17 protein-coding genes are annotated in these 22,903 nt (G+C 69.0%); 13 read left to right on the top strand and 4 right to left on the bottom strand.

Features of this window, described 5'->3' with window-relative positions; genetic code table 11:
- The 4 genes from A5624_RS22335 to nudC all read left to right on the top strand — a co-directional run.
- Nucleotides 1–2,029 (top strand): UrvD/REP family ATP-dependent DNA helicase (locus tag A5624_RS22335; RefSeq protein WP_197519011.1); only part of this gene is annotated, 2,029 nt, incomplete at its 5' end.
- On the top strand, nt 2,026–5,337 hold the full coding sequence (locus A5624_RS22330; RefSeq protein WP_066871174.1) for an ATP-dependent DNA helicase: 3,312 nt from the start codon (nt 2,026–2,028) through the stop codon (nt 5,335–5,337). The genes A5624_RS22335 and A5624_RS22330, both read left to right, overlap by 4 nt.
- Nucleotides 5,338–5,431: 94 nt before the next feature.
- Entirely contained in the window at nt 5,432–6,502 is a 1,071-nt protein-coding gene (locus A5624_RS22325) for a TrkA family potassium uptake protein (protein WP_066871171.1), read from the top strand.
- Nucleotides 6,502–7,434 carry an NAD(+) diphosphatase gene (nudC, locus tag A5624_RS22320; protein WP_066871169.1) on the top strand — a complete coding sequence of 311 codons (933 nt, stop codon included), beginning with the start codon at nt 6,502–6,504 and terminating at the stop codon, nt 7,432–7,434. Before A5624_RS22325 ends, nudC begins: the two co-directional genes overlap by 1 nt.
- Nucleotides 7,435–7,440: 6 nt before the next feature.
- On the opposite strand, the gene mrx1 is transcribed toward nudC, so the two are convergent.
- Nucleotides 7,441–7,695 (bottom strand): mycoredoxin Mrx1, encoded by a 255-nt coding sequence (gene mrx1, locus A5624_RS22315; RefSeq protein WP_066871166.1) that lies wholly within the window; start codon nt 7,693–7,695, stop codon nt 7,441–7,443.
- Between the two features lie 201 nt (nt 7,696–7,896).
- Here mrx1 and A5624_RS22310 point away from each other — a divergent pair, with 201 nt between their 5' ends.
- The 3 genes from A5624_RS22310 (at nt 7,897) to A5624_RS22305 (ending at nt 10,691) form a co-directional block, all read left to right on the top strand.
- Complete coding sequence (locus A5624_RS22310) at nt 7,897–10,008, top strand: ATP-dependent DNA helicase UvrD2 (RefSeq protein ID WP_197519010.1); 2,112 nt, start codon at nt 7,897–7,899, stop codon at nt 10,006–10,008.
- Between the two features lie 114 nt (nt 10,009–10,122).
- The gene (locus A5624_RS28740; protein WP_197497901.1) at nt 10,123–10,281 is read left to right on the top strand and encodes a hypothetical protein; all 159 of its coding nucleotides are present in this window, start codon (nt 10,123–10,125) and stop codon (nt 10,279–10,281) included.
- A gap of 146 nt (nt 10,282–10,427) precedes the next feature.
- Nucleotides 10,428–10,691 (top strand): WhiB family transcriptional regulator, encoded by a 264-nt coding sequence (locus A5624_RS22305; protein ID WP_066871160.1) that lies wholly within the window; start codon nt 10,428–10,430, stop codon nt 10,689–10,691.
- Nucleotides 10,692–10,701: 10 nt separating this feature from the next.
- Here A5624_RS22305 and A5624_RS22300 read toward each other — a convergent pair whose 3' ends face one another.
- From A5624_RS22300 to A5624_RS22290, 3 genes are all read right to left on the bottom strand, one after another.
- Nucleotides 10,702–12,045: an AarF/ABC1/UbiB kinase family protein gene (locus tag A5624_RS22300; RefSeq protein WP_066871213.1), complete on the bottom strand. Its 1,344-nt coding sequence runs from the start codon at nt 12,043–12,045 to the stop codon at nt 10,702–10,704.
- Between the two features lie 129 nt (nt 12,046–12,174).
- Nucleotides 12,175–13,038 (bottom strand): cyclodehydratase, encoded by an 864-nt coding sequence (locus A5624_RS22295; RefSeq protein ID WP_066871158.1) that lies wholly within the window; start codon nt 13,036–13,038, stop codon nt 12,175–12,177.
- A 39-nt stretch (nt 13,039–13,077) separates the two neighbouring features.
- Complete coding sequence (locus A5624_RS22290) at nt 13,078–14,478, bottom strand: zinc-dependent metalloprotease (protein WP_197497899.1); 1,401 nt, start codon at nt 14,476–14,478, stop codon at nt 13,078–13,080.
- A gap of 104 nt (nt 14,479–14,582) precedes the next feature.
- On the opposite strand from A5624_RS22290, the gene A5624_RS22285 reads away from it, so the two are divergent.
- The 6 genes from A5624_RS22285 to A5624_RS22265 all read left to right on the top strand — a co-directional run bounded on the left by A5624_RS22285 (nt 14,583) and on the right by A5624_RS22265 (nt 22,901).
- Complete coding sequence (locus A5624_RS22285; protein WP_066871152.1) at nt 14,583–15,605, top strand: PDZ domain-containing protein; 1,023 nt, start codon at nt 14,583–14,585, stop codon at nt 15,603–15,605.
- Between the two features lie 74 nt (nt 15,606–15,679).
- Nucleotides 15,680–18,661: a UPF0182 family protein gene (locus tag A5624_RS22280; protein ID WP_066871149.1), complete on the top strand. Its 2,982-nt coding sequence runs from the start codon at nt 15,680–15,682 to the stop codon at nt 18,659–18,661.
- A 61-nt stretch (nt 18,662–18,722) separates the two neighbouring features.
- Nucleotides 18,723–19,544 (top strand): IclR family transcriptional regulator, encoded by an 822-nt coding sequence (locus A5624_RS22275; protein WP_156748782.1) that lies wholly within the window; start codon nt 18,723–18,725, stop codon nt 19,542–19,544.
- A 231-nt stretch (nt 19,545–19,775) separates the two neighbouring features.
- Entirely contained in the window at nt 19,776–20,426 is a 651-nt protein-coding gene (locus A5624_RS22270) for a helix-turn-helix domain-containing protein (protein WP_197508085.1), read from the top strand.
- Between the two features lie 96 nt (nt 20,427–20,522).
- The gene (locus tag A5624_RS27710) at nt 20,523–20,972 is read left to right on the top strand and encodes a nitroreductase family deazaflavin-dependent oxidoreductase (protein WP_067179263.1); all 450 of its coding nucleotides are present in this window, start codon (nt 20,523–20,525) and stop codon (nt 20,970–20,972) included.
- Between the two features lie 228 nt (nt 20,973–21,200).
- Nucleotides 21,201–22,901 (top strand): thiamine pyrophosphate-dependent enzyme, encoded by a 1,701-nt coding sequence (locus tag A5624_RS22265; protein ID WP_197519009.1) that lies wholly within the window; start codon nt 21,201–21,203, stop codon nt 22,899–22,901.
- Nucleotides 22,902–22,903: the final 2 nt, after the last annotated feature.

Raw genomic sequence — 22,903 nt, 5'->3', positions numbered from 1 at the left:
CGCACCCGCCCGCGGCACCGACCGCACGATGACCGCCATCTGTGACCAGGGCACACCGTCGACCAGGTGTGCGCGCCTGCCGCGCGCCTTGGCCGCCGCCGGGGTGCCGGTGGCCGCGCCCGCCATCCCCGGCCCGTTGGCCGAGGAACCGGCCGCGCGGGCCCTGCTCACCGTGCTGCTGGCCACCGCCGACGGGCTGGACGGGCAGCAGGCGCTGGCGCTGCTGACCGGCCCCATCGGTCGGGTCGATCCGGTGTCGCTGCGCCAGCTGCGCCGAACGATGCAGCGCGCCAACCCCGATCGCCCCGCGGGCGACTTCGCCGAGCTGGTGGTCGAGGCGCTGTCCGCCGGCGCCGTGCCGCCGGGGCCGCAGTTCGGCCCGCTGCGCAAGGTCCGCGGGGTGCTCGACGCGGCCGCGCGCTCGCACCGCGCCGGTGAAGACCCGCGCCACACCTTGTGGGCCGCCTGGCACCGGTCCGGGCTGCAGCGCCGCTGGCTGTCGGTCAGCGAGCGCGGCGGGCCTGCCGCGGCCCAGGCCACCCGGGACCTCGAGTCGGTGACCGCGCTGTTCGACGTCACCGACGACTACGTGTCGCGCACCTCGGGCGCATCGCTGCGCGGTCTGGTCGAGCACATCGCCGCGCTGGCGTTGCCGGGCGCCGTTCCCGAGCCGTTCGCCGCGGCCGAACAGGTCCAGGTGCTCAGCGCGCACGCCGCGCTGGGGCACGAATGGGATTTCGTGGTGATCGCCGGTCTGCAGGAAGGGTTGTGGCCCAATACCGTTCCGCGTGGCGGTGTGCTGAATACCCAGCGGTTGCTGGACGTGCTGGACGGGGTCGGCGCGGACGCGTCGGTGCGGGCACCGCTGCTGGCCGAGGAGCGCAGGCTGCTGGTCGCGGCGATGGGCCGGGCCCGCCGGCGGTTGCTGGTGACGGCCGTCGACAGCGACACCGGCGGGGCCGGCCACGAGGCCGCGCTGCCGTCGGCCTTCTTCGCTGAAATCGCGCGGTGGGCCGACGGAGGACCGGATAGCGCTGAGCTACAACCGGTCTCGGCTCCGCGGGTGTTGTCCGCGGCGGCGCTGGTCGGCCGGCTGCGCGGCGTGGTGTGCGCCCCCGACGGGGCGGTCGACGAGGCCGTCCGGGACTGCGCGGCAACACAATTGGCCCGGCTGGCCCGAGCCGGCGTGCCCGGCGCCGACCCGGCCGGGTGGCACGGCCTGACCCCGGTCAGCACCAGCGAACCGTTGCGGGGCAGCGGCGATGTGGTGACGTTGACGCCCTCGACCATGCAGACCCTCAACGACTGCCCGCTGCGCTGGCTCGCCGAGCGGCACGGCGGATCCAACCCGCGCGATGTGCGCTCGGCGATCGGATCGGTGGTGCACGCCCTGATCGCCCAACCGCACAAGAGCGAATCGGAATTGCTGGCCGAGCTGGACCGCGCCTGGGGGCACCTACCCTTTGCGGCGCAATGGCATTCGGCCAACGAGCTGGCTCGCCACCGGGCCATGCTGGAGGCCTTCATCGAGTGGCGGTCGCAGACCCGGGGCGCACTGACCGAGGTCGGCGTCGAGGTCGAGATCGACGGAACCGTGGCCACCGAGGGCGGCGGCGAGGTCCGGCTGCGCGGGCGGGTCGACCGGCTGGAACGGGATGCCGCCGGTCGGCTGGTCATCGTCGACATCAAAACCGGCAAGACGCCGGTCAGCAAGGACGACGCGCAACAGCACGCCCAGCTGGCCATGTATCAGCTGGCGGTGGCCGACGGATTGGTCGGCAATGGCACCGAGAACGTCGAACCCGGCGGTGCCCGGCTGGTCTACCTCGGCAAGACCGGGGCATCGGGAGTGGCCGAACGCGAACAGGATCCGCTGACCGCGGCCGGCGGTGACGAATGGCGCGATGTCATCGCCCGGGCGGCTGACGCAACGTCCGGCCCGCAATTCATCGCGCGGCGCAACGACGGCTGCAGCCATTGCCCCGTCCGGGCGAACTGCCCGGCCCACGCCGACGGATCACAGCGATGACGCCACCGCGCTATTCCCCGGCCGAATTGGCCAAGGCGCTCGGGCTTTTCCCGCCGACCGACGAGCAGGCCGCCGTCATCGCCGCGCCGCCGGGGCCGCTGGTGGTCATCGCCGGGGCGGGCGCCGGCAAGACCGAAACCATGGCCGCGCGGGTGGTGTGGCTGGTCGCCAACGGCTACGCCGATCCCGGTCAGATGCTGGGATTGACCTTCACCCGCAAGGCCGCCGGTCAGCTGCTGCGCCGGGTCCGGTCCCGACTGGCCCGGCTGGCCGGCGTCGGGCTGGGTTCGCCTGGCGCCGCCGACGCACCCGTCGACACCGAGGGCGCGCCGACGGTCAGCACCTACCACGCCTTCGCGGGCTCGCTGCTGCGCGACTACGGGCTGCTGCTGCCCGTCGAGCCCGACACCCGGCTGCTCAGCGAAACCGAGTTGTGGCAACTGGCTTTCGACGTGGTGAACGCCTATCCCGGGCAGCTGCGCACCGACAAGACCCCGGCGGCGGTCACCTCGATGGTGCTGCGGCTGTGGGGGCAGCTGGCCGAGCACCTGGTGGACACCGGCCAGCTGCGCGACACCCACCTGGAGCTGGAGCGGCTGATCCACTCCCTGCCCGCCGGCCCCTACCAACGCGACCGCGGCCCCAGCCAATGGCTGCTGCGGCTGCTGGCCACCCAGACCGAGCGCGCCGAACTGGTGCCCCTGCTCGACGCCCTCGACGAACGCATGCGCGCCGCGAAGGTGATGGATTTCGGGATGCAGATGGCGTCGGCGGCCAGGCTGGCGGCGACCTTCCCGCAAGTGGGCGAGGACCTGCGCAGCCGCTACCGGGTGGTACTGCTCGACGAATACCAGGACACCGGCCACGCCCAACGCATCGCGCTCTCAACGCTGTTCGGGGGTGGGGTCGACGACGGCCTGGCGCTCACGGCCGTCGGTGACCCCATCCAGTCGATCTACGGCTGGCGCGGCGCGTCGGCGACCAACCTGCCCCGGTTCACCACCGACTTCCCCCGATCCGACGGCACCCCCGCGCCCATGTGCGAGTTGCGGACCAGCTGGCGCAATCCGCCGCGCGCCTTGCGGGTGGCCAACGCGGTGTCGGCGGAGGCGCGGCGGCGCTCGGTGGCCGTGCACGCGCTGCGCCCGCGCCCGGATGCCCCACCCGGCACGGTCCGCTGTGCGTTGCTGCCCGACGTGACGGCCGAGCGGGACTGGATCGCCGAGCACCTCGACGCGCACTACCGGCGGGCCCGCGACGAGGGCGTCAGCCCGCCGACGGCCGCGGTGCTGGTGCGCCGCAACGCCGATGCCGCGCCCATCGCGGACGCGCTGCGCGCCCGCGGGATCCCGGTCGAGGTCGTCGGACTGGCGGGTCTGCTGGCCATCCCGGAGGTCGCCGAGGTCGTCGCCATGCTGCGGCTGGTCGCCGATCCGACGGCCGGCGCGGCGGCGATGCGAGTGCTCACGGGTTCGCGCTGGCGCCTGGGTGCGCGTGACCTCGCGGCGTTGTGGCAGCGCGCGCGTGTACTGGGCGGGGGTGTGCCGACCGGCGATCCCTGTTCGCCCGAGTCGATCGCGAGCGCGGCCGGCCCCGACGCGGACACCGTGTGCCTGGCCGACGCGGTCGCCGATCCCGGTGCGGCCGAGGCATATTCGGCCGCGGGGTATCAACGCATCACGGCGCTGGCCGCCGAACTGAGCGCCCTGCGCGCCCACCTCGGCCATCCGCTCGGGGACCTCGTCGCCGAGGTGCGCCGGGTGCTGGGCATCGACTGCGAGGTCCGGGCCGCGGCCGGGGTCGGGCCCGGCTGGGCCGGCAGCGAGCATCTGGACGCGTTCGCCGACGTCGTCGCCGCGTACGCCGAACGCACCGACGCCGTAACCGGGCCCGCGGACGGATCGGCGGCCACGTCGGTGACCGGCCTGCTGGCCTACTTGGACGTGGCCGAGTCGGTCGAAAACGGCTTGGCGCCGGCACCATTGGCGGTCGCCCGCGACCGCGTCCAAATCCTCACCGTGCACTCGGCGAAGGGGCTGGAATGGCAAGTCGTGGCGGTGGCCCACCTGTCCGGTGGCACCTTCCCGTCCACGGCGTCGAAGAGCACCTGGCTCACCGATGCCGGCGAGTTACCCCCGCTGTTGCGCGGCGACCGCGCCGCCGCGGGCGCCCTGGGCATCCCGGTGATGGACACCTCGGACGTCACCAACCGAAAGCAGCTGTCGGACAAGATCTCCGAGCACCGCCGCCAGCTCGAGCAGCGGCGCATCGACGAGGAGCGGCGGCTGCTCTACGTCGCCATCACCCGCGCAGAGGACACCCTGCTGGTGTCCGGGCACCACTGGGCGGCCACCGGCATCAAGCCGCGCGGCCCGTCGGACTTTTTGTGCGAGATCAAGGCCGTCATCGACGACTCGGCCGCGGCCGGCGACCCGTGCGGAACGGTGGAGCACTGGGCGCCGCCACCCGCCGACGGTGAGCAAAACCCACTGCGCGACAACGTCATCGAGGCTGTGTGGCCACCCGACCCGCTAGCCGAGCGACGCAACGACGTCGAGCGCGGGGCGGCGCTGGTGGCTCAGGCGCTGCGCGCCGGTGCGACCGAAACCGGGCTCGACGTGGACGGCTGGGCCGCCGATGTCGATGCCCTGCTGGCCGAGCGTGCCCGGTTGGTGCAGCCGCCGCCGCTCGCCCTGCCCGGACAATTGTCGGTCAGTTCCCTGGTCGGCCTGGCGCGCGACCCGGCGGGCACGGCGCAGCGCCTGAGGCATCGGCTGCCGTCGCGTCCAGAACCGCATGCGTTGCTGGGCAATGCCTTTCACGCATGGGTGCAGAAGTTCTACGGCGCCGAATGCCTGTTCGATCTGGGTGACCTGCCCGGCGCGGCGGATTCCGGCGTCGGCGACAGCGCGGAACTGGCCGCCTTACAGCGGGCGTTCACCGAATCGCCTTGGGCCGCAAGGACTCCCGTCGCCGTGGAGGTGCCGTTCGAAATGCCGATCGGTGACACGCTGGTGCGGGGGCGCATCGACGCGGTCTTCGCCGACCCCGATGGCGGGGCCACCGTGGTCGACTGGAAAACCGGTGAACCGCCGCACGGGCCGGAGGCGATGCGGCAGGCCGCCGTCCAGCTCGCGGTGTATCGCTCGGCCTGGGCGGCGCTGGCCGGCGTCCCCGAATCGTCCGTGCGCACCGCCTTCTATTACGTGCGCGCCGGCGCCACGGTGGTTCCCGACGAGCTGCCGAGCGACGCCGAGGTCGCCGACCTACTGTCGGATCCCGGCGGCGCCCGCCGCGTCGGCGTGTGACCTGCGCCGCCCGAGTATTGGGGACGCTGTGGCCGTGGTTACATAAGACCCGTGCGTGTCTCGTGCGCAGAAGTGCAGCCGGTGACGGGCCGCCGTGGGCAACGGTAGGTCCCGAAAGCTGAGCGGTCTGGACGAAACCCTGACCACTCAGCGCGGTCACCAGCTGATCGGCGTGGTGCGCATCCCCGAGGACCATGCGAGCCCGATCCGCGTCATCACCCGTCGCCTGGCCATCGCGCTGGTGGTGCTGCTGGCCGCGGCGGTCATCGTCTACCTGGACCGCACCGGTTACCGCGACGTGCGCAACCAACCGCTGACGTTTCTGGACTGCGTGTACTTCTCCGCGGTCTCCCTGTCGACGACCGGTTACGGCGACATCACGCCGTACACCGAAACCGCGCGCCTGGTGCACACCCTGATCTTCACCGCGTTGCGGATCGCGTTCCTGGCCGTGCTGGTCGGCACCACGCTCGAAGTGCTCTCCGAGCGGTCTCGCCAAGGGTGGAAGATTCAGCGTTGGAGGAGCAGAGTGCGCAACCACACCATCGTGATCGGCTACGGCACCAAGGGAAAGACGGCGGTCGCCGCCATCCTCGGTGACGAGACCGCCCAGGCCGAGGTCGTCGTCGTCGACACCGATCGGGGCACGCTCGAGCACGCCGAGAGCGCGGGCCTGGTCACCCTGCACGGCGACGCCACCAAAGCCGATGTGCTGCGGCTGGCCGGCGCCCAGCATGCGGCATCCATCGTGGTCGCCACCAGCCGCGACGACACCGCGGTGCTGGTGACGCTGACGGCGCGCGAGCTGGCACCCAACGCCAAGATCGTCGCCTCGATCCGGGAGACCGAGAATCAGCACCTGCTGCAGCAGTCCGGCGCCGACTCGGTGGTGGTCTCCTCGGCCACCGCCGGCCGGCTCCTGGGGCTGGCCACCACCACGCCCAGCGTCGTGGACATGATCGAGGACCTGCTGACCCCCGACGCCGGGCTGGCCATCGCCGAGCGAGAAGTGGAGCAGACCGAAGTCGGCGGATCGCCGCGGCACCTGCGCGACATCGTGCTCGGAGTGGTGCGCGACGGCCACCTGCTGCGCATCGGCGCGCCCGAGGTGGATGCGATCGAGGCCAACGACCGACTGCTCTACATCCGAAACGCCGACCACTGATGGCGATCGCGGACTTTCAGCTGCGCAGCGTCCCGTTGCTGTCGCGCGTCGGCGCCGACCGCGCCGATCAGCTGCGCACCGATGTCGAGGCCGCCACCGCCGGCTGGGCGGAGGCGGCGCTGCTGCGGGTGGATTCGCGCAACCAGGTGCTGGCCGCCAACGGCCGGGTGGTGCTCGGCGCGGCCGCCGAAATCGGCGACAAGCCGCCGTCGGAGGCGGTGTTCCTGGGGCGCCTGGAGGACGGCCGGCACGTGTGGGGCATCCGCGGCGCGCTGCAGGCCCCCGACGACCCCGGCGCGCACGCCGAGGTGGTGAACCTGCGCAGCCTGGGCCCGATCTTCGACGACACCAGCAGCCAGCTGGTGTCCGCGGCCGTCGCGCTGCTGAACTGGCATGAGAAGGCCCGTTTCAGCCCCGAGGACGGGTCGCCGACGCGGCCGGCCCGGGCGGGTTGGGCACGAATCAACCCGGTGACCGGTCGCGAGGAGTTCCCGCGCATCGACCCGGCGGTGATCTGCCTGGTCCACGACGGCGGTGACCGCGCGGTGCTGGCCCGCCAGGCGGTGTGGCCGGAGCGGATGTTCTCGCTGCTGGCCGGATTCGTCGAGGCCGGTGAGTCTTTCGAGGTGTGCGTCGCCCGCGAGATCCGCGAGGAGATCGGGCTGACCGTCCGCGACGTGCGCTACCTGGGCAGTCAGCCGTGGCCGTTCCCGCGCTCGCTGATGGTCGGTTTCCACGCCGTCGCCGACCCGGCCGAAGAGTTCTCCTTCAACGACGGCGAGATCGCCGAGGCGGCCTGGTTCACCCGCGACGAGGTGCGCGCCGCGCTCGCGGCGGGGGACTGGTCCAGCTCGTCTGAGTCGAAACTGCTGCTGCCCGGGTCGATCTCGATCGCCCGCGTGATCATCGAATCCTGGGCCGCGATCGACTGAGCGGGCCTAGCTCCCGGTCTGGGCCAGCTTCGCCTTCACCTCGGCGGCGCTCGGGTTGGTCAGCGTCGACCCGTCGGCGAACTTGACCGTCGGGACCGTCCTGTTGCCGCCGTTGACCGAGCTGACGAAATCAGCGGCCGCCGCGTCGTGCTCGATGTCGACCGCCTCGTAGGGAATTCCGTTGGACTTGAGCACCGTCATGAGCCGGTGGCAGTAACCACACCAGGAGGTCGTGTAGACGGTGAGCGGGGCAGAGGTCATAGATGGTTAACGTAGCCCGGCGACGATGCATTCCGCGACGCGGGATGCGGAGGAGTGGGCGATCGGGTGTAGCCCGGCGACGATGCATTCCGCGCCGGGGGACCGCGGAATCCGGCGACTCGCCGGGGCGACACGCTAGGCCGCCGATCAAGGTGTGGCGATGCGCCGGGTTTGTCGGCGACCGCTGCCAAGATGGACGCCATGCCGACGGTCGCCGATCCCTTGACAGCCGGGCTGGACGACGAGCAGCGCGAAGCCGTGCTGGCTCCCCGCGGCCCGGTCTGCGTGCTCGCCGGCGCCGGCACGGGAAAGACGCGCACCATCACGCACCGCATCGCCCAGTTGATCGCCAGTGGTCATGTCGCGGCGGGCCAGGTGCTGGCCGTCACGTTCACCCAGCGGGCGGCGGGGGAGATGCGCTCGAGGCTGCGGATGATCGACGCCGCGGCGGGCGAGGACACCACCGTCGGCGCGGTCTCGGCCCTGACGTTCCACGCGGCCGCCCACCGACAGCTGCGGTATTTCTGGCCGCGGGTGGTCGGCGACACCGGCTGGCAGCTGCTGGACAGCAAATTCGCCGTCGTCGCCCGGGCGGCCGCCCGCGCCCGGATCAACGCCAGCACCGACGACGTGCGCGACCTGGCCGGCGAGATCGAGTGGGCCAAGGCGTCGCTGATCGGGCCGGAGGAATACCCGGCCGCGGTGGCCGCCGCCGCGCGCGACATCCCGCTGGACGCCGCGCGGGTCGCCACCGTCTACGCCGCCTACGAAGCGCTCAAATCCCGCGGCGACAACGTCACCCTGCTCGATTTCGACGACCTGCTGCTGCACACCGCCGCCGCGATCGAAAATGATCCCGCCGTGGCCGAGGAGTTCCGGGATCGCTACCGCTGCTTCGTGGTCGACGAGTACCAGGACGTCACGCCATTGCAGCAGCGGGTGCTGTCGGCGTGGCTGGGCGATCGCGACGACCTGACCGTGGTGGGCGACGCCAACCAGACCATCTATTCGTTCACCGGGGCCTCGCCGCGGTTCCTGCTCGACTTCTCCCGCCGGTTCCCCGACGCCACCGTGGTGCGCCTGGAGCGCGACTACCGCTCCACCCCGCAGGTGGTGTCGTTGGCCAACCAGGTGATCGCCGCGGCGCGCGGCCGCGTCGCGGGCAGCAAGCTGCACCTGGTGGGCCAGCGCGCGCCGGGCCCGGCGCCGTCGTTCTCCGAGCATCCCGACGAACCGGCCGAGGCCGCCGCGGTCGCCAAATCGATCAAGCGGCTCATCGAATCCGGCACCCCGCCGTCGGAGATCGCGGTGCTGTACCGGGTCAACGCGCAATCGGAGATCTACGAGGAGGCGCTGACCGAGGCCGGCATCGCCTATCAGGTTCGCGGTGGCGAGGGGTTCTTCAACCGCCAGGAGATCAAGCAGGCCATGCTGGCGCTGCACCGGGCGGCCGAGCGCGGCTCTGAGCATGGCCCAGCGGGCCCGTTGCCCGACATGGTGCGCGCGGTGCTGGAACCGCTGGGGCTGACGGCGGAGGAACCGGTGGGCACCCGGGCCCGCGAGCGCTGGGAAGCGCTGACCGCCTTGGCAGAGCTGGTGGACGACGAAGTCGCCCAGCGTCCGCAGCTCGACTTGCCCGGGCTGATGGCCGAACTCCGGATGCGCGCCGACGCCCGGCACGCACCGGTGGTGCAAGGCGTCGCGCTGGCGTCGCTGCACGCGGCCAAGGGGCTCGAGTGGGACGCGGTGTTCCTGGTCGGGTTGGCCGACGGCACGCTGCCCATCTCGCACGCGTTGGCGCACGGCGCAGAAAGCGAAGCGGTCGAGGAGGAACGCCGGCTGCTCTACGTCGGAATCACCAGGGCCAGAACGCATTTGGCGCTCAGCTGGGCGCTGGCCCGCAGCCCGGGCGGGCGCCAGGGGCGTAAGCCGTCGCGGTTCCTCAACGGCATCGCACCCCAGGCGCGGGCCGACGCGGCGCCCAACAAGTCTCGGCGCACCCGCGGCACCGCGACCCGCTGCCGGATCTGCAACAACAACCTGACCACCCCGGCGGCCGTCATGCTGCGGCGCTGCGAGACCTGCGCCGCCGACATCGACGAGGACCTGTTGCTGCGGCTCAAGGCTTGGCGGCTCGACATCGCCAAGGAGCAGAAGGTGCCCGCCTACGTCGTCTTCACCGACAACACGCTGATCGCCATCGCCGAGCTGCTGCCCGACGACGAAGAGGCGCTGATCGCGATCCCGGGCATCGGCGCACGCAAACTGGAACAGTACGGGCCCGATGTGCTGGAGCTGGTCCGCGGCCGCTGACCGGTAAACCCGCAGGTCAGAAAATCGGTTGTGGTCATCGGTGCTGACCGTTTACCCTCGAAGCGCACAACTCGGCACCACGGAAGTCGGCATTACGGGAAGGGGGTGGCCACGATGATCAACGACGCTTTCGGTGTAGGCGTGGCCCGCGCGGCGTTCGACGCTGCCACCACCCATGCCGCACACGCCGCCTCGGCGGCCGCGCGTAAGCATCGCGCCGCCGCCGCGACCGACGCGTCCGTACAAGTCGGGGGCCCACCGAAGGCAAGCTAAGCACCAGCCCGGTTTTCTCCCCAGATGGCCACGGACCCGAAGTCACCAGGATCCGTGGCCATAGTTGTTCCGCAGACAACTTCCTGACCTGGTCCGGATCACTCCCCACGGACGCCCAACCCAGATCAGGAAGTAGGTGGTAGGACATGTCGGCACCGACAGTCCCCAGACAATCCCTGCCGTGTCACGTCGGAGATCCCGACCTGTGGTTCGCCGACACCCCGGCCGATCTCGAGCGGGCCAAGACGCTGTGCACCGGCTGCCCGGTCCGCCGCCAGTGCCTGGCGGCCGCACTGGAACGGGCCGAGCCCTGGGGCGTGTGGGGCGGCGAGATCATCGACCGCGGCTCGGTCCTGAGCTTCAAACGGCCCCGCGGACGCCCGCGTAAAGACGACGGAGCCGCCGCCTAGGGCGCAGCGGCTAGATGACCGCGCTGTCGGGTTCGGCGAAACCGGGCACCAGTTCTTCGGACAGCGCCTTGATCGGCACGTGGGCGTCGAGCTGACACAGGATCGCAGCCACCGACATGATCACCCGCATCGGGATGACGAGCTTGGGCGGCAGATCCATCTGCCGGGCCGTGCGGATCTGCGACACCGACCGATCGATCTCGATGGCGGACATCTTCTGCAGCCACTTGCGGGTGTAGTGGAAGACCTCGACCTCGACGGGTTCGACGTACTGGCGCAGCATGTCGTCGATGTCGCGCACCGACACCTGCTGGCCCTTCTGGATGAAGCCGGCTTTCTCCATCGTCGGCAACAACTCGTCGTAGTTCTTGTCGCGGGCCAACCGGATGCTCATACCGAGCTCGATCGGCAGGCCGTCGGGCAGCGCGGCCACGGCGCCGAAGTCGATCACGCCCATGCGGCCGTCGGGCAGCAGCATGAAGTTGCCGGGGTGGGCGTCGCCGTGCAGCATCCCCAGCCGGCGCGGCGCGTCGAAGGTGAGCTCGAGCAGGCGGGTGCCCATCAAGTCGCGCTGCTCGACGGTGCCGTGCCGGATGATCTCGGCCATCGGGGTGCCCTGCATCCACTCCTGGATCACCACTTTCGGCGCGCTGGCCACGATGCGTGGCACCGCGAAGTGTGGGTGGTCCTGGTAAGCCTTCGCGAAGGCGCGCTGATTCTCGGCCTCCAGCCGATAGTCCAGTTCCATCTCGGTGCGCTCGATCAGCTCGTCCACCACGCCCTGCACGTCGGCGCCCGGCGCGAGCTGCTTGAACACCCCGACCAGGCGCTGCATGGTCTTGAGGTCGGCCCGCAGTGCCTCGTCGGCGCCGGGGTACTGGATCTTGACCGCCACCTCGCGGCCGTCGGACCACACGCCCTTGTGGACCTGGCCGATGCTGGCCGACGCCACCGGGGTGTCGTCGAACGAGCTGAACCGTTCGCGCCATTTGGTGCCCAGCTGGGCATCGAGCACCCGGTGCACCTTGGCGGCGGGCAGCGGCGGGGCGTCCTTCTGCAGCTTGGTCAGCGCTTCGCGGTACGGCTCGCCGAATTCCTCGGGGACCGCGGCCTCGAGCACCGACAGCGCCTGGCCCACCTTCATTGCGCCGCCCTTGAGTTCACCCAGCACGGTGAACAGCTGGTGGGCGGCCTTTTCCAGGATCTCGGCCTGGACCTCGTCCCTGGACTTTCCGGTCAGCCGCTTACCGAATCCGATCGCTGCCCGGCCGGCGAACCCGACGGGAATGCTGGCCAGCTTCGCGTTGCGCGCAGCGCGGCCCCTTTTGATGTCTGCCACGTATCCATCATCCATGATGGCCACCGCGATGTGGAGATAAGCCGACAACGGCCGTTGTCACATTGTGTAAACGCAGGTCAGGGTGCCAATCGGCCGTCGTTCGCGGCCCGCAAGGCCAAGCGCCACAACGGAAGTAGCTGCGATTCAGCATGAGCACAGCGGGTGTTTGACCCAGTGCCGCGTGACGATCGCGCCGGAGTGCACATCGAATTCCAGGGTCGCGTTCAGCGTCTGGGGTGGGTCGGGATCGGCCGCCGCCTCCCGTCCGTGCACCGCCGCGATCACCCGGTTCACCTGAGCCAGCGCCAGCGCCGCCGTCGCCAGCACGGTGGCCCGATCGGCGACCCCGACGGTTTCGCGCAGCTGCGCGCAGATCGCCGGCCAGGCGGCGTCGCGGTCCCGGCGGTGCAGGTCCGCGCAGCCCAGGCAGCTGGTCACCCCGGGGATCACCAGCGGACCCACCAGCCCGATGCCGTCGCGCACCCGCACCAACAGGTGGGCGACGCCCTGGCTGTGCAGATCGCGCACCATGCGCGGGTCGGCGACGAGGAAGTCCGACAGCACCACCAGATCGACGTCGTGGGCCGACACCGCGGCGTGCGGTTGGCTGCTGTGCGCGATCCGCGCGCCCGAACAGCGCAAGGTCTCCACCAGTAGCTCCGAGAGCGGCCCGCGGCCGTGGATCCGCACCGAGGCCGCCCGCTCGCGCGGCCGCCCGCATTCGGTGGCCACGCCGGCACCGACCAACTGCGCGACCAGGTTTCGCAGACCGTCGGCGTCGGTCAGCCCGCGGTCGAGCGCGCGGCGCTGCAACTCCGAGAGCGGGGTCGGCGACCACATCGACCGCAACAGGGTGGCCAGCTCGGCGGCGGCCAGGCCGCCCGGCGGGCGGACCAGCACCGCGCGCCGCGGATCCCAGCCCACCTGGACCGCGCCGTCGGGCCGCAGCAGCACCGGCAGCGCTGGGTCCAGCGCGTAGGTGGAAAGCGTGGCCGGGCGCCGCTGCATCACGGCGTCACTGTGTCACGCGCGCGGCGATGGTCCCGCTCAGTTATCCACAGAGCCACCGTCGGGCGGGCCGTCGGGGCCTTGGCCCTCGCGCTCGAGTTTGGCGATGGCCTCGTCGATGCCGCTGGTGTCGCCGCCGATGACCCGGTCGATGAAGCCCGCCGGCTCGTCGAGGTCCCCGGCGTCGGGCAGCAGATCCGGGTGTTGCCAGATGCCGTCGCGGGTGTCGACCCCGGCGGCCTCGGTCAGGCGCTCCCAGAACGCCGCGGCCTCACGCATCTTGCGGGGCCGCAGCTCCAGCCCGACCAGCGTGGCAAAGGTCTGCTCGGCCGGGCCGCTGCTGGCCCGGCGGCGCCGCATCGTCTCGCCCAGCGCGGCCGCGCCAGGGATCCGGTCGCCCAGCGCCCCGGCCACCACCACCTGCACCCAGCCCTCGATGAGGGCGAGCAGTGTCTCCAGCCGTTCGAGCGCCTGCGTCTGGGCCGGCGTGGCCTTGGGCTCGAAAACGCCCTGCCCGAGCAGGTTTTCGATGGCCGCCGGATCCGACAGCGACGCCGGATTGAAGTCGCGCGCCAGTTCCTCGATTCCGGACATGTCGATCTGCATGCCCATGGCGTAGGCCTCGACGGCGCCGAGCAGTTGGCTCGACAGCCACGGCACGTGACTGAACAGCCGGTGGTGGGCGGCCTCCCGCGCGGCCAGGAAGGTCAGGACCTCGCTGCGCGGCCGCTCCAGTCCGGTGGCGAACGATTCGACGGCGTCGGGCATTACCGCGGCAATTCCCTTGGGCCCCAAGGGTAGACCGATGTCGGTGGAGGTCAGCACCTCGCGGGACAGTCGGCCCAGCGCCTGTCCGAGCTGCGAGCCGAACGCCATGCCACCCATCTGCGACATCATCTGCAGCAGCGGGCCGGCCATGCTCTTGGCCTCCTCGGGCAGCGACGCCGCCCACACCGTCGAAATCTGTTGTGCCATCGGGTCGCACAGCCGCTTCCAGGTCTCCAAGGTGTTCTCGACCCAGTCGCCGGGCGTCCAGCCCACCGCCTTGGTGGTGCCCGCCGGCAGCGCCGTGGCCCCGTCCAGCCAGGTTTCGGCCAGATGCACCGCGTCGGCGATCGCCGAGTTGGTGGTGTCCGGGATCGGCGCCACAAAGCCGATCGAATTCGTCGCGACGCGGCGCGCCAAGTCGTAGTTCACCGGCCCGGAGCCGGTTCCGGCGGGCCCGACAGTGCCCGCGCTGGAAAACATCTGGCCGAGTTGGGTGAAGATCTGCCCCAAGTCGCCCATGCCGAATTCACCGCTCATGCCGAAGGCGGCGAATGGGTCAGACGGGTTCGAGCCCGATTCGGGATCTTTCTTCCCGCGTTTGTCGGGGTCGTCTCCAGAGTCTCCCGAGGAGAACCCGAAAGGCAGGTCAGCCATACCCTCAACGGTACTCACCGCTAGGTCAGGCGGCGCGACCTCGGGTCAGCTTGTAGCTGAACCAGGCTGACCCGACGTCGTGGCTGAACACCGCGCGGCACCCGCCGTCTAGTCTGATCGGCGTGAACAGGCGCATCCTGACCTTGGTGGTCGCGCTGGTGCCGATCGTGGTGTTCGGCGTGTTGCTGGCCGTGGTGACGGTGCCGTTCGTGTCGCTGGGGCCCGGCCCCACCTTCGACACGCTCGGCGAGGTCGACGGCAAGCAGGTGGTGGCGATCGAGGGCACCCAGACGCATCCGACTACCGGGCACCTCAATATGACGACGGTGTCCCAGCGCGACGACCTGACGCTGGGCGAGGCGCTGACGCTGTGGCTTTCGGACACCGAGCAGCTGGTACCGCGCGACCTGATCTATCCGCCCGGTAAGTCGCGCGAGGAGGTCGACAAGGCCAACAACGCCGACTTCAAGCAATCCGAGGACAGCGCCGCCTATGCCGCCCTGGGTTACCTCAAGTACCCGGCGGCGGTCACCGTCGCCAAGGTCCCCGAGCCGGGCCCCTCGGCGGGCAAGCTGAAGACCGGTGACGCCATCGACGCGGTTAACGGCGTCCCAGTGGCCACCGTCGAGGAGTTCACCGGGTTGCTGAAGAACACCAAGCCCGGCCAGGTCGTGACGATCGATTACCGCCGCAAGAACGAGCCGGCCGGTGTGGCGCAGATCACCCTGGGTGCCAATAAGGACCGCGACTACGGCTTCCTGGGCGTCGCGGTGCTCGACGCGCCGTGGGCGCCGTTCACCGTCGACTTCAACCTGGCCAACGTGGGCGGGCCGTCGGCCGGGCTCATGTTCAGCCTCGCGGTGGTCGACAAACTGACCACCGGGGACCTGGCCAAGTCGAATTTCATCGCCGGGACCGGAACCATTTCGTCGGACGGCAAGGTCGGCCAGATCGGCGGCATCACCCACAAGATGGTCGCCGCGCACGCGGCCGGGGCCACGGTGTTTCTGGTGCCGGCCAAGAACTGTTACGAGGCCAGCTCGGACAATCCGTCCGGCCTGCGGTTGGTCAAGGTCGAGACGCTCGGCCAGGCAGTGGATGCGTTGCACGCGATCGGTTCGGGTGGGCAGGCGCCAAGCTGCTAGCGAAGCCCGGCGATCACGGGTTGTGCCATGCGTAGAGTTGTCACCGTCTAGCAATCGATCAGGGAGCGTAGCCAGTGGGGATGCGGCCCACCGCACGGATGCCGAAGCTGACTCGGCGTAGCCGGATTCTGATCCTGATCGCACTGGGTGTGATCGCTTTGCTGCTCGCGGGTCCGCGGCTGATCGACGCATACGTCGACTGGCTGTGGTTCGGCGAGCTCGGGTATCGCTCGGTGTTCTCCACCGTGCTGGTCACCCGGTTCGTGGTGTTTTTGATCGCCGGCCTGCTGGTGGGCGGCATCGTGTTCGCCGGGCTGGCGGTGGCCTACCGTACCCGCCCGGTGTTCGTGCCGAGCAACGACAACGACCCGGTGGCGCGCTACCGCGCCCTGGTGCTGTCGCGGCTACGACTGGTGAGCGCCGGTATCCCGGTGGCGGTCGGCCTGCTGGCCGGCATCGTCGCCCAGAGCTATTGGGTGCGAATCCAACTGTTCTTGCACGGCGGCGATTTCGGCATCCGGGACCCGCAGTTCGGCAAGGACCTCGGTTTCTACGCGTTCGAGCTGCCGTTCTACCGGCTGCTGCTGTCCTACCTGTTCGTCGCGGTGTTCCTGGCCTTCGTGGCGAACCTGTTGGCCCACTATATCTTCGGCGGCATTCGGCTGTCCGGCCGCACCGGGGCGCTGAGCCGGTCGGCGCGAATCCAGCTGGTCACCCTGGTCGGGGTGCTGGTGCTGCTCAAGGCCATCGCCTACTGGTTGGACCGCTATGAGTTGTTGTCGCACACCCGCGGCGGCAAGCCCTTCACCGGCGCCGGCTACACCGACATCAACGCGGTGCTGCCGGCCAAGCTGATCCTGATGGCCATCGCGCTGATCTGCGCGGGCGCGGTGTTCTCGGCGATCGTGCTCAGGGATTTGCGGATTCCCGCGATCGGTGTGGTCCTGTTGCTGTTGTCGTCGCTGATCGTGGGGGCGGGATGGCCGCTGATCGTCGAGCAGATCAGCGTCAAACCCAATGCCGCGCAAAAGGAAAGCGAATACATCAGCCGCAGCATCGCCGCGACGCGGCAAGCCTACGGTCTGACGTCTGACCAGGTCACTTACCGCAACTACACCGGCGACGCGGGGGCCACCGCCCAGCAGGTCGCCGACGACCGGGCCACCACATCGAACATCCGACTGCTCGACCCGACGATCGTCAGCCCGGCGTTCACCCAGTTCCAGCAGGGCAAGAACTTCTACTACTTCCCCGACCAGCTCTCCATCGACAGGTACCAGGACCGCACCGGGGCCCTGCGTGACTACGTCGTGGCCGCCCGCGAACTCAACCCCGACCGGCTGATCGACAATCAGCGCGACTGGATCAACCGGCACACCGTGTACACCCACGGCAACGGCTTCATCGCGTCGCCGGCCAACACGGTGCGCGGAATCGCCAACGACCCCAACCAGAATGGCGGCTACCCCGAATTCCTGGTCAACGTCGTCGGCGCTAACGGCGGGGTGGTCTCCGACGGCCCGGCGCAGCTCGACCAGCCGCGCGTCTATTTCGGGCCGGTCATCGCCAACACGTCGGCCGACTACGCGATCGTCGGTCGCAACGGCACCGACCGCGAATACGACTACGAGACCAGCAACGAGACCAAGAACTACACGTACACGGGGCTCGGCGGCGTCCCGATCGGCGACTGGCTGTCGCGCAGCGTGTTCGCCGCGAAATTTGCCGAGCGAAACTTCTTGTTCTCCAACGTGATCGGCTCCAACAGCAGGATCCTGTTCAACCGTGACCCGGCGCGGCGGGTGGAGGCGGTGGCGCCGTGGCTGACCACCGACAGCGCGGTGTATCCGGCGATCGTGAACAAGCGACTGGTGTGGATCATCGACGGCTACACCACGCTGGACAATTACCCGTATTCCGAACTCACGTCATTGGAGTCGGCGACCGCGGACTCCAACGAGGTGGCGTTCAACAGGCTGGCACCCGACAAGCGGGTCTCCTACATCCGCAACTCGGTCAAGGCGACCGTGGACGCCTACGACGGCACCGTCACGCTGTACCAGCAGGACGAGCAGGACCCGGTGCTCAAGGCGTGGATGCAGGTCTTCCCGGGCACGGTCAAGCCCAAGAGCGATATCAGCCCGGAGCTGGCCGAGCACCTGCGCTATCCCGAGGACCTGTTCAAGGTGCAGCGGATGTTGCTGGCGAAATATCACGTCAACGATCCGGTGACGTTCTTCTCCACGTCGGATTTCTGGGACGTGCCGCTAGATCCGAACCCGACGGCCAGCAGCTACCAGCCGCCGTACTACATCGTCGCGAAAAACATTGCGAAGAACGACAATACGGCGTCGTATCAGCTGACCAGCGCGATGAACAGATTCAAGCGCGACTATCTGGCCGCCTACATCAGCGCCAGCTCCGACCCGGCGACGTACGGCCGGATCACCGTGCTGACCATCCCGGGTCAGGTCAACGGGCCCAAGCTGGCCAACAACGCGATCACCACCGATCCGGCGGTGTCCCAGGACCTCGGTGTGATCGGGCGTGACAACCAGAACCGGATCCGGTGGGGCAACTTGCTCACCCTGCCGGTGGGCCAGGGCGGGCTGCTCTACGTCGAACCCGTGTACGCGTCCCCGGGGGCCAGCGATGCGGCGTCGTCGTATCCGCGGCTCATCCGGGTGGCGATGATGTACAACGACAAGATCGGGTACGGCCCCACGGTGCGGGACGCCCTGACGGGGCTGTTCGGTCCGGGTGCGGGCGCGGCGGCGACGGGCATCCAGCCCACCGAGTCCGGCACGCCCGCCGCCAGTCCGCCGGCCAACACGCCGCCGCCGGCCGTGACACCGGGTTCGGCGCCGCCGGTGGCCGCACCGCCGGTCGCCGACGGTTCGGTGACCCTGTCCCCGGCGAAATCGGCTGCCCTGCAAGAGATTCAGGCGGCCCTCGGCGCGGCCAAGGACGCGCAGAAGAAGGGCGATTTCGCCGGCTACGGTGCGGCGTTGCAGCGCCTGGACGACGCGATCACCAAGTACAACAACACCAAGTAGGTCGGACGCGGGCCGGCGAAGCGCATCTCGCAAAGGCTGCTGCCCGCGCTAATGCAGCATTTTGGCCCCATGCCGCTTCGGGGATAACCTCGTCGACGACATTCTGAGCAGGCTGTTGTTGCTTTTCGGCACCGGGCATAGATCGCACGTGCTCGCCGTTGCAGTCGGCAACAGCAACCTCAAAGGGGTCGATGGTGGGCCAACGGTGGATCGCATGACCGCCAGTGATAGGCGGGTGGGCGCGGCGGGCGGTTCGCTTCGCAACGACGGCCGCGGGGTCCTCGAGAGCGCATTTGAACTGCTGGAGCTGGTGGCTGCGTTGGAGCCGGTGCGGCTGCTGGATTTGGCGAATGTGAGCGGGATCCCGCGGGAGACGGTCCGTCGACTGTTGCAGCAGTTGATCGCGGTCGGGGCGGTCAGTCGCGAAGGCAGCCGGTATCGGTTGGGCGCGAGCCTGTTGGGGTTGGGTTCGCGGGTGAGTCCGGAGCGTCGATTGCGGGTGGCCGCCCGTCGGCCGATCGCCGAGCTGGCAAGCGCCACTGGGGCTGCGGTTCAGTTGTCTGCGCTGATCGGTGGCGAGGTGGTGTACCTGGACACGGTGGACGCTCGCGTTCCGTTCGGAGTGGTCGCCCAACCGGGGGCCCGGGTACCACCTAGATGCGCAGCCGCACGAGCCCACACCGAATTGGGTTTTACCGCACCAATAGTGGACACCGGCGAGGTTATCAAGGGTATGAGCTGTGTCGCGGTAACCATTCCTTTGGGCAACGGCGCTGTGGCAGCTGTGTCGACGCTTGTCCCGCGACCGCGGCCGCCGCTCGGGCTGCTCGCTGCCACCAGGGCCACCGGTGTCCGTATCGCCGGGCTCCTTCGTACACCGTGAATTGCTATCAGCGAGAAAACCCACTGAGTGGGCACAGATTGGCCGCTTGTCCCGCGGCTTCTTAACGTCATAGCCGTGGCGGCCACACACCGGTCCGGTACTACCTTCGGATCCTTGACAGCGAAAGGCATACCTTGAACGAGGGGTTGACGTATGTGCTGATTTCGGGCCGCCGGCATGGAGTCTGGTCAAGGCGACCGGTTGCCAAGCGGCCTGGTCTGGGCGATGGCGATGCTCCGTCGGGTTGTGGACGGCTCGTTTCCTAACGACGGCCGCGGGGTTCTCCAGAGCGCATTTGAACTGCTGGAGCTGGTGGCTGCGTTGGAGCCGGTGCGGCTGCTGGATTTGGCGAATGTGAGCGGGATCCCGCGGGAGACGGTCCGTCGACTGTTGCAGCAGTTGATCGCGGTCGGGGCGGTCAGTCGCGAAGGCAGCCGGTATCGGTTGGGCGCGAGCCTGTTGGGGTTGGGTTCGCGGGTGAGTCCGGAGCGTCGATTGCGGGTGGCCGCCCGTCGGCCGATCGCCGAGCTGGCAAGCGCCACTGGGGCTGCGGTTCAGTTGTCTGCGCTGATCGGTGGCGAGGTGGTCTACCTGGACGTGGTGGACGCTCGGATTCCGGTGGGATTCACAGCCGAACCCGGGGCTCGGGTGCCGCCAGGTACGGCGACTGCGCGGGCTTACACCGAGTTGGGCCGCGCCCCCATAGTGGATGCCGGCGGGGTGCTGGCGGATCTCAGCTGCGTTGCCATAGCAATTCCTCTCGGCGACAACGCGGCGGCTGCCGTTTCGGCGCTCATCGCGCAACGCCGGCCTCCGCTGGGACTGCTGGCTGCCACCAGGGCTACCGGCAGCCGCATCGTCAGCCTCCTTCGCAACCCGTGAAACGGTGCCAGGCGCGAAAACCCACTCAGTGGGCCCAGGTTTGCCGCTCGTCGCGTGGCTTCCTAACGTCGCGGGCATGACAGGCGCAAACTGCTCATGAGCAATATGACTCCGGCGGAGCAACTGGTGCTCCTACCGCTGCTGCGCCTTCATGGCATGGTCTATCGGAGGACCGACGGTCGGATCGGCCACCGGATGCCAGGCATGCCACCCTGTTTGCTGTTACACACCACGGGCGCGAAGACCGGTCAGCAGCGCAGTAATGCACTGACCTACGCCAAGGACGGCGACTCGTATCTGGTCGTCGCGTCCTTCGGTGGTAGCGATAAGCATCCGGGCTGGTACCACAACCTACGGAACCAGCCGGACTGCGAAATAAACGTGGGGCCAATACGATTCGCGGTGACAGCACGCAGAGTCGCACCCGGTGACGCCGGCTACGCTCGGCTGTGGGAGATCGTCAATACAAACAACGCGAACCGATACACCGGCTACCAGAGCCGAACATCGCGGCCCATCCCGGTTATCGCGTTAACCCCCGCCTGAAGGGCTTACCGCAGCTCTTTGGCCGGCAGCTGCCATCCGGTGCGTGACAGGTAGATGCGGCGATGAACCCGGCACCGCCTTCGGCGTGTGGATGGTCGGCGAACTGATCGCACAGCACACTAGCCCTCAAATCAGAAGCGCCTAACCGTGAATCACTGATCAGCTAGCAAAACCCACCCAGTGGGCGCGGGCTCGCAGTTGGCCTCGTCGCTTCCTAGCGTCACTCGTGTGACACGCGCTCATGGCGCCAAGAATGGCGCAGAAGTACTGCTGGATCATTTGGAATCCCGGGGCGTGGACTGCATTTTCGCCTCTCCCATCGCCGTGATGGCGCCGATCTGGGAAGTGCTTGCCCGGCGCGGCAACGAGATGAGGCTGCGGTACTTCCGCTGTCGCCATGAGCTGTTGGCGGTGAGCCTGGCATCGGGCTACTACAAGGCCACCGGCCGAAGCCAGATCGTCTTCTTGCCGACATCGTTGGGAGTTCAAAACGCGTCGATGGCGCTGAGCACGGCGCTGCAGGAGCGCACACCGATGACGGCACTGTCGCCTGACACGCTCAGCTATGGTGATGACCCCGACGGCGATCCCGGTGCCGAATGGCCCGCACTGCTGACCGACCATGCCGGCCCGGCGCGCAACGCCGAAGTCGTCGTCAAGTGGGCGAAGCGAGCGCGCACGCCGTTCGATCTGGTTCACGAACTCCGGCGCGCCCGCTTCATCGCCGAGTCCGTCCCGCTCGGCCCGACGCTGTTGGAGATACCGTTTCAGCTGTTGCTGGGCGAGGGTCACCCCGAGGTCCCCCCGTGGGTTCCCGCTGCACCGAATGTCGCGACACCAGAACATATCGACCGGGTGGCCGGAATTCTCGTGCGCGCGACAAACCCGATCATCGTCACCGAACACGGCGGGCGCACCGACGCCGACCGCAACGCCCTGATAGGCATCGCCGAGGCGCTGTCGGCGCCCGTCTTCGAATTCTGGAATCCCGCCTATCACAATTTTCCGCGGTCGCACCCCCTGTACGGGGCGGGGCCGGTGGAAGCGGTGCTGGGTGAAGCCGATGCCGTGCTGTTGGCCGGCTGCAATGGACTGTGGCATCCGCCGCAGGCGGCGTTACGCCCAGGGTGCGCGGTCATTCACCTCGAACAAGACCCGCTGCGCCCGCGCGGTGCCTATTGGGGCTACCCGATCACTCACGCGATCCCGGGGAATGTGTCGATCAATCTGGTTGCGCTCGCTGCCAATCTACAAACGCGATCGGCCGTTCGGCACGACGCCGACGAGCGGTGGACGCGCTACACGGACGGCGTGCGCGCCAAGGGAATCGAAGAAGCTCGCCAACTAGCGTTGCAGGCAACCGATTTCGTGTGTGCCGCCGACTTGTTCGGTGCGTTGCACGACGCACTTCCCGACGACGCGATCTGTGTCGATGAGATCACGTCTCAAGTGCCGCAAATGATTCAATTCCTGTACACCCGTAAACTTTTCGAGCAGTATCGCGGTTGGGCAGGAGCACTGGGCACCGGCCTGGGCACCGCACTCGGCGTCAAGCTCGCGCGCCCGCAGCAAGTGGTCGTCTGCATCCTCGGTGACGGAGCGTGGCACTACAATCCCGTGCCGGCTGCGCTGGGATTCGCACAGGAATACGGAGTTTCGCTGCTCATCGTGCTGTGCAATAACCGGCAGTACGCATCCCAGATCCGAAACCTCGTCAGGTACTACCCGGATAGCGCGGCCGTCCGCGAACAGAACTTCGTCGGCAACACCATTGAACCGATGCCCGACTACGTGAAGCAGGCCGAAGCGTATGGCGGCATGGGCGAACGCGTGCAGAAATTCGATGAGCTGGCCGTGGCCGTGCAGCGGGCGCTCGAAGCCGTCGCATCAGGGCGGACGTTCTTGCTGGACGTCGTCGTCAACCCGTAGGA

The sequence above is a fragment of the Mycobacterium sp. 1482292.6 genome, from assembly GCF_001672995.1.
In the GTDB taxonomy this organism is placed as follows: domain Bacteria; phylum Actinomycetota; class Actinomycetes; order Mycobacteriales; family Mycobacteriaceae; genus Mycobacterium; species Mycobacterium europaeum_A.
The sequence above is the reverse complement of the archived record's forward strand: the minus strand, read 5'-3'. Positions and strand labels throughout refer to the sequence as shown.

Coding starts and splice junctions, on each gene's coding strand:
- A5624_RS22330 (WP_066871174.1), top strand. CDS start 2,026: ATGACGCCACCGCGCTATTCCCCGGCCGAATTGGCCAAGGCGCTCGGG.
- nudC (WP_066871169.1), top strand. CDS start 6,502: ATGGCGATCGCGGACTTTCAGCTGCGCAGCGTCCCGTTGCTGTCGCGC.
- mrx1 (WP_066871166.1), bottom strand. CDS start 7,695: ATGACCTCTGCCCCGCTCACCGTCTACACGACCTCCTGGTGTGGTTAC.
- A5624_RS22310 (WP_197519010.1), top strand. CDS start 7,897: ATGCCGACGGTCGCCGATCCCTTGACAGCCGGGCTGGACGACGAGCAG.
- A5624_RS28740 (WP_197497901.1), top strand. CDS start 10,123: ATGATCAACGACGCTTTCGGTGTAGGCGTGGCCCGCGCGGCGTTCGAC.
- A5624_RS22305 (WP_066871160.1), top strand. CDS start 10,428: ATGTCGGCACCGACAGTCCCCAGACAATCCCTGCCGTGTCACGTCGGA.
- A5624_RS22300 (WP_066871213.1), bottom strand. CDS start 12,045: ATGGATGATGGATACGTGGCAGACATCAAAAGGGGCCGCGCTGCGCGC.
- A5624_RS22295 (WP_066871158.1), bottom strand. CDS start 13,038: ATGCAGCGGCGCCCGGCCACGCTTTCCACCTACGCGCTGGACCCAGCG.
- A5624_RS22270 (WP_197508085.1), top strand. CDS start 19,776: ATGCTCCGTCGGGTTGTGGACGGCTCGTTTCCTAACGACGGCCGCGGG.
- A5624_RS27710 (WP_067179263.1), top strand. CDS start 20,523: ATGAGCAATATGACTCCGGCGGAGCAACTGGTGCTCCTACCGCTGCTG.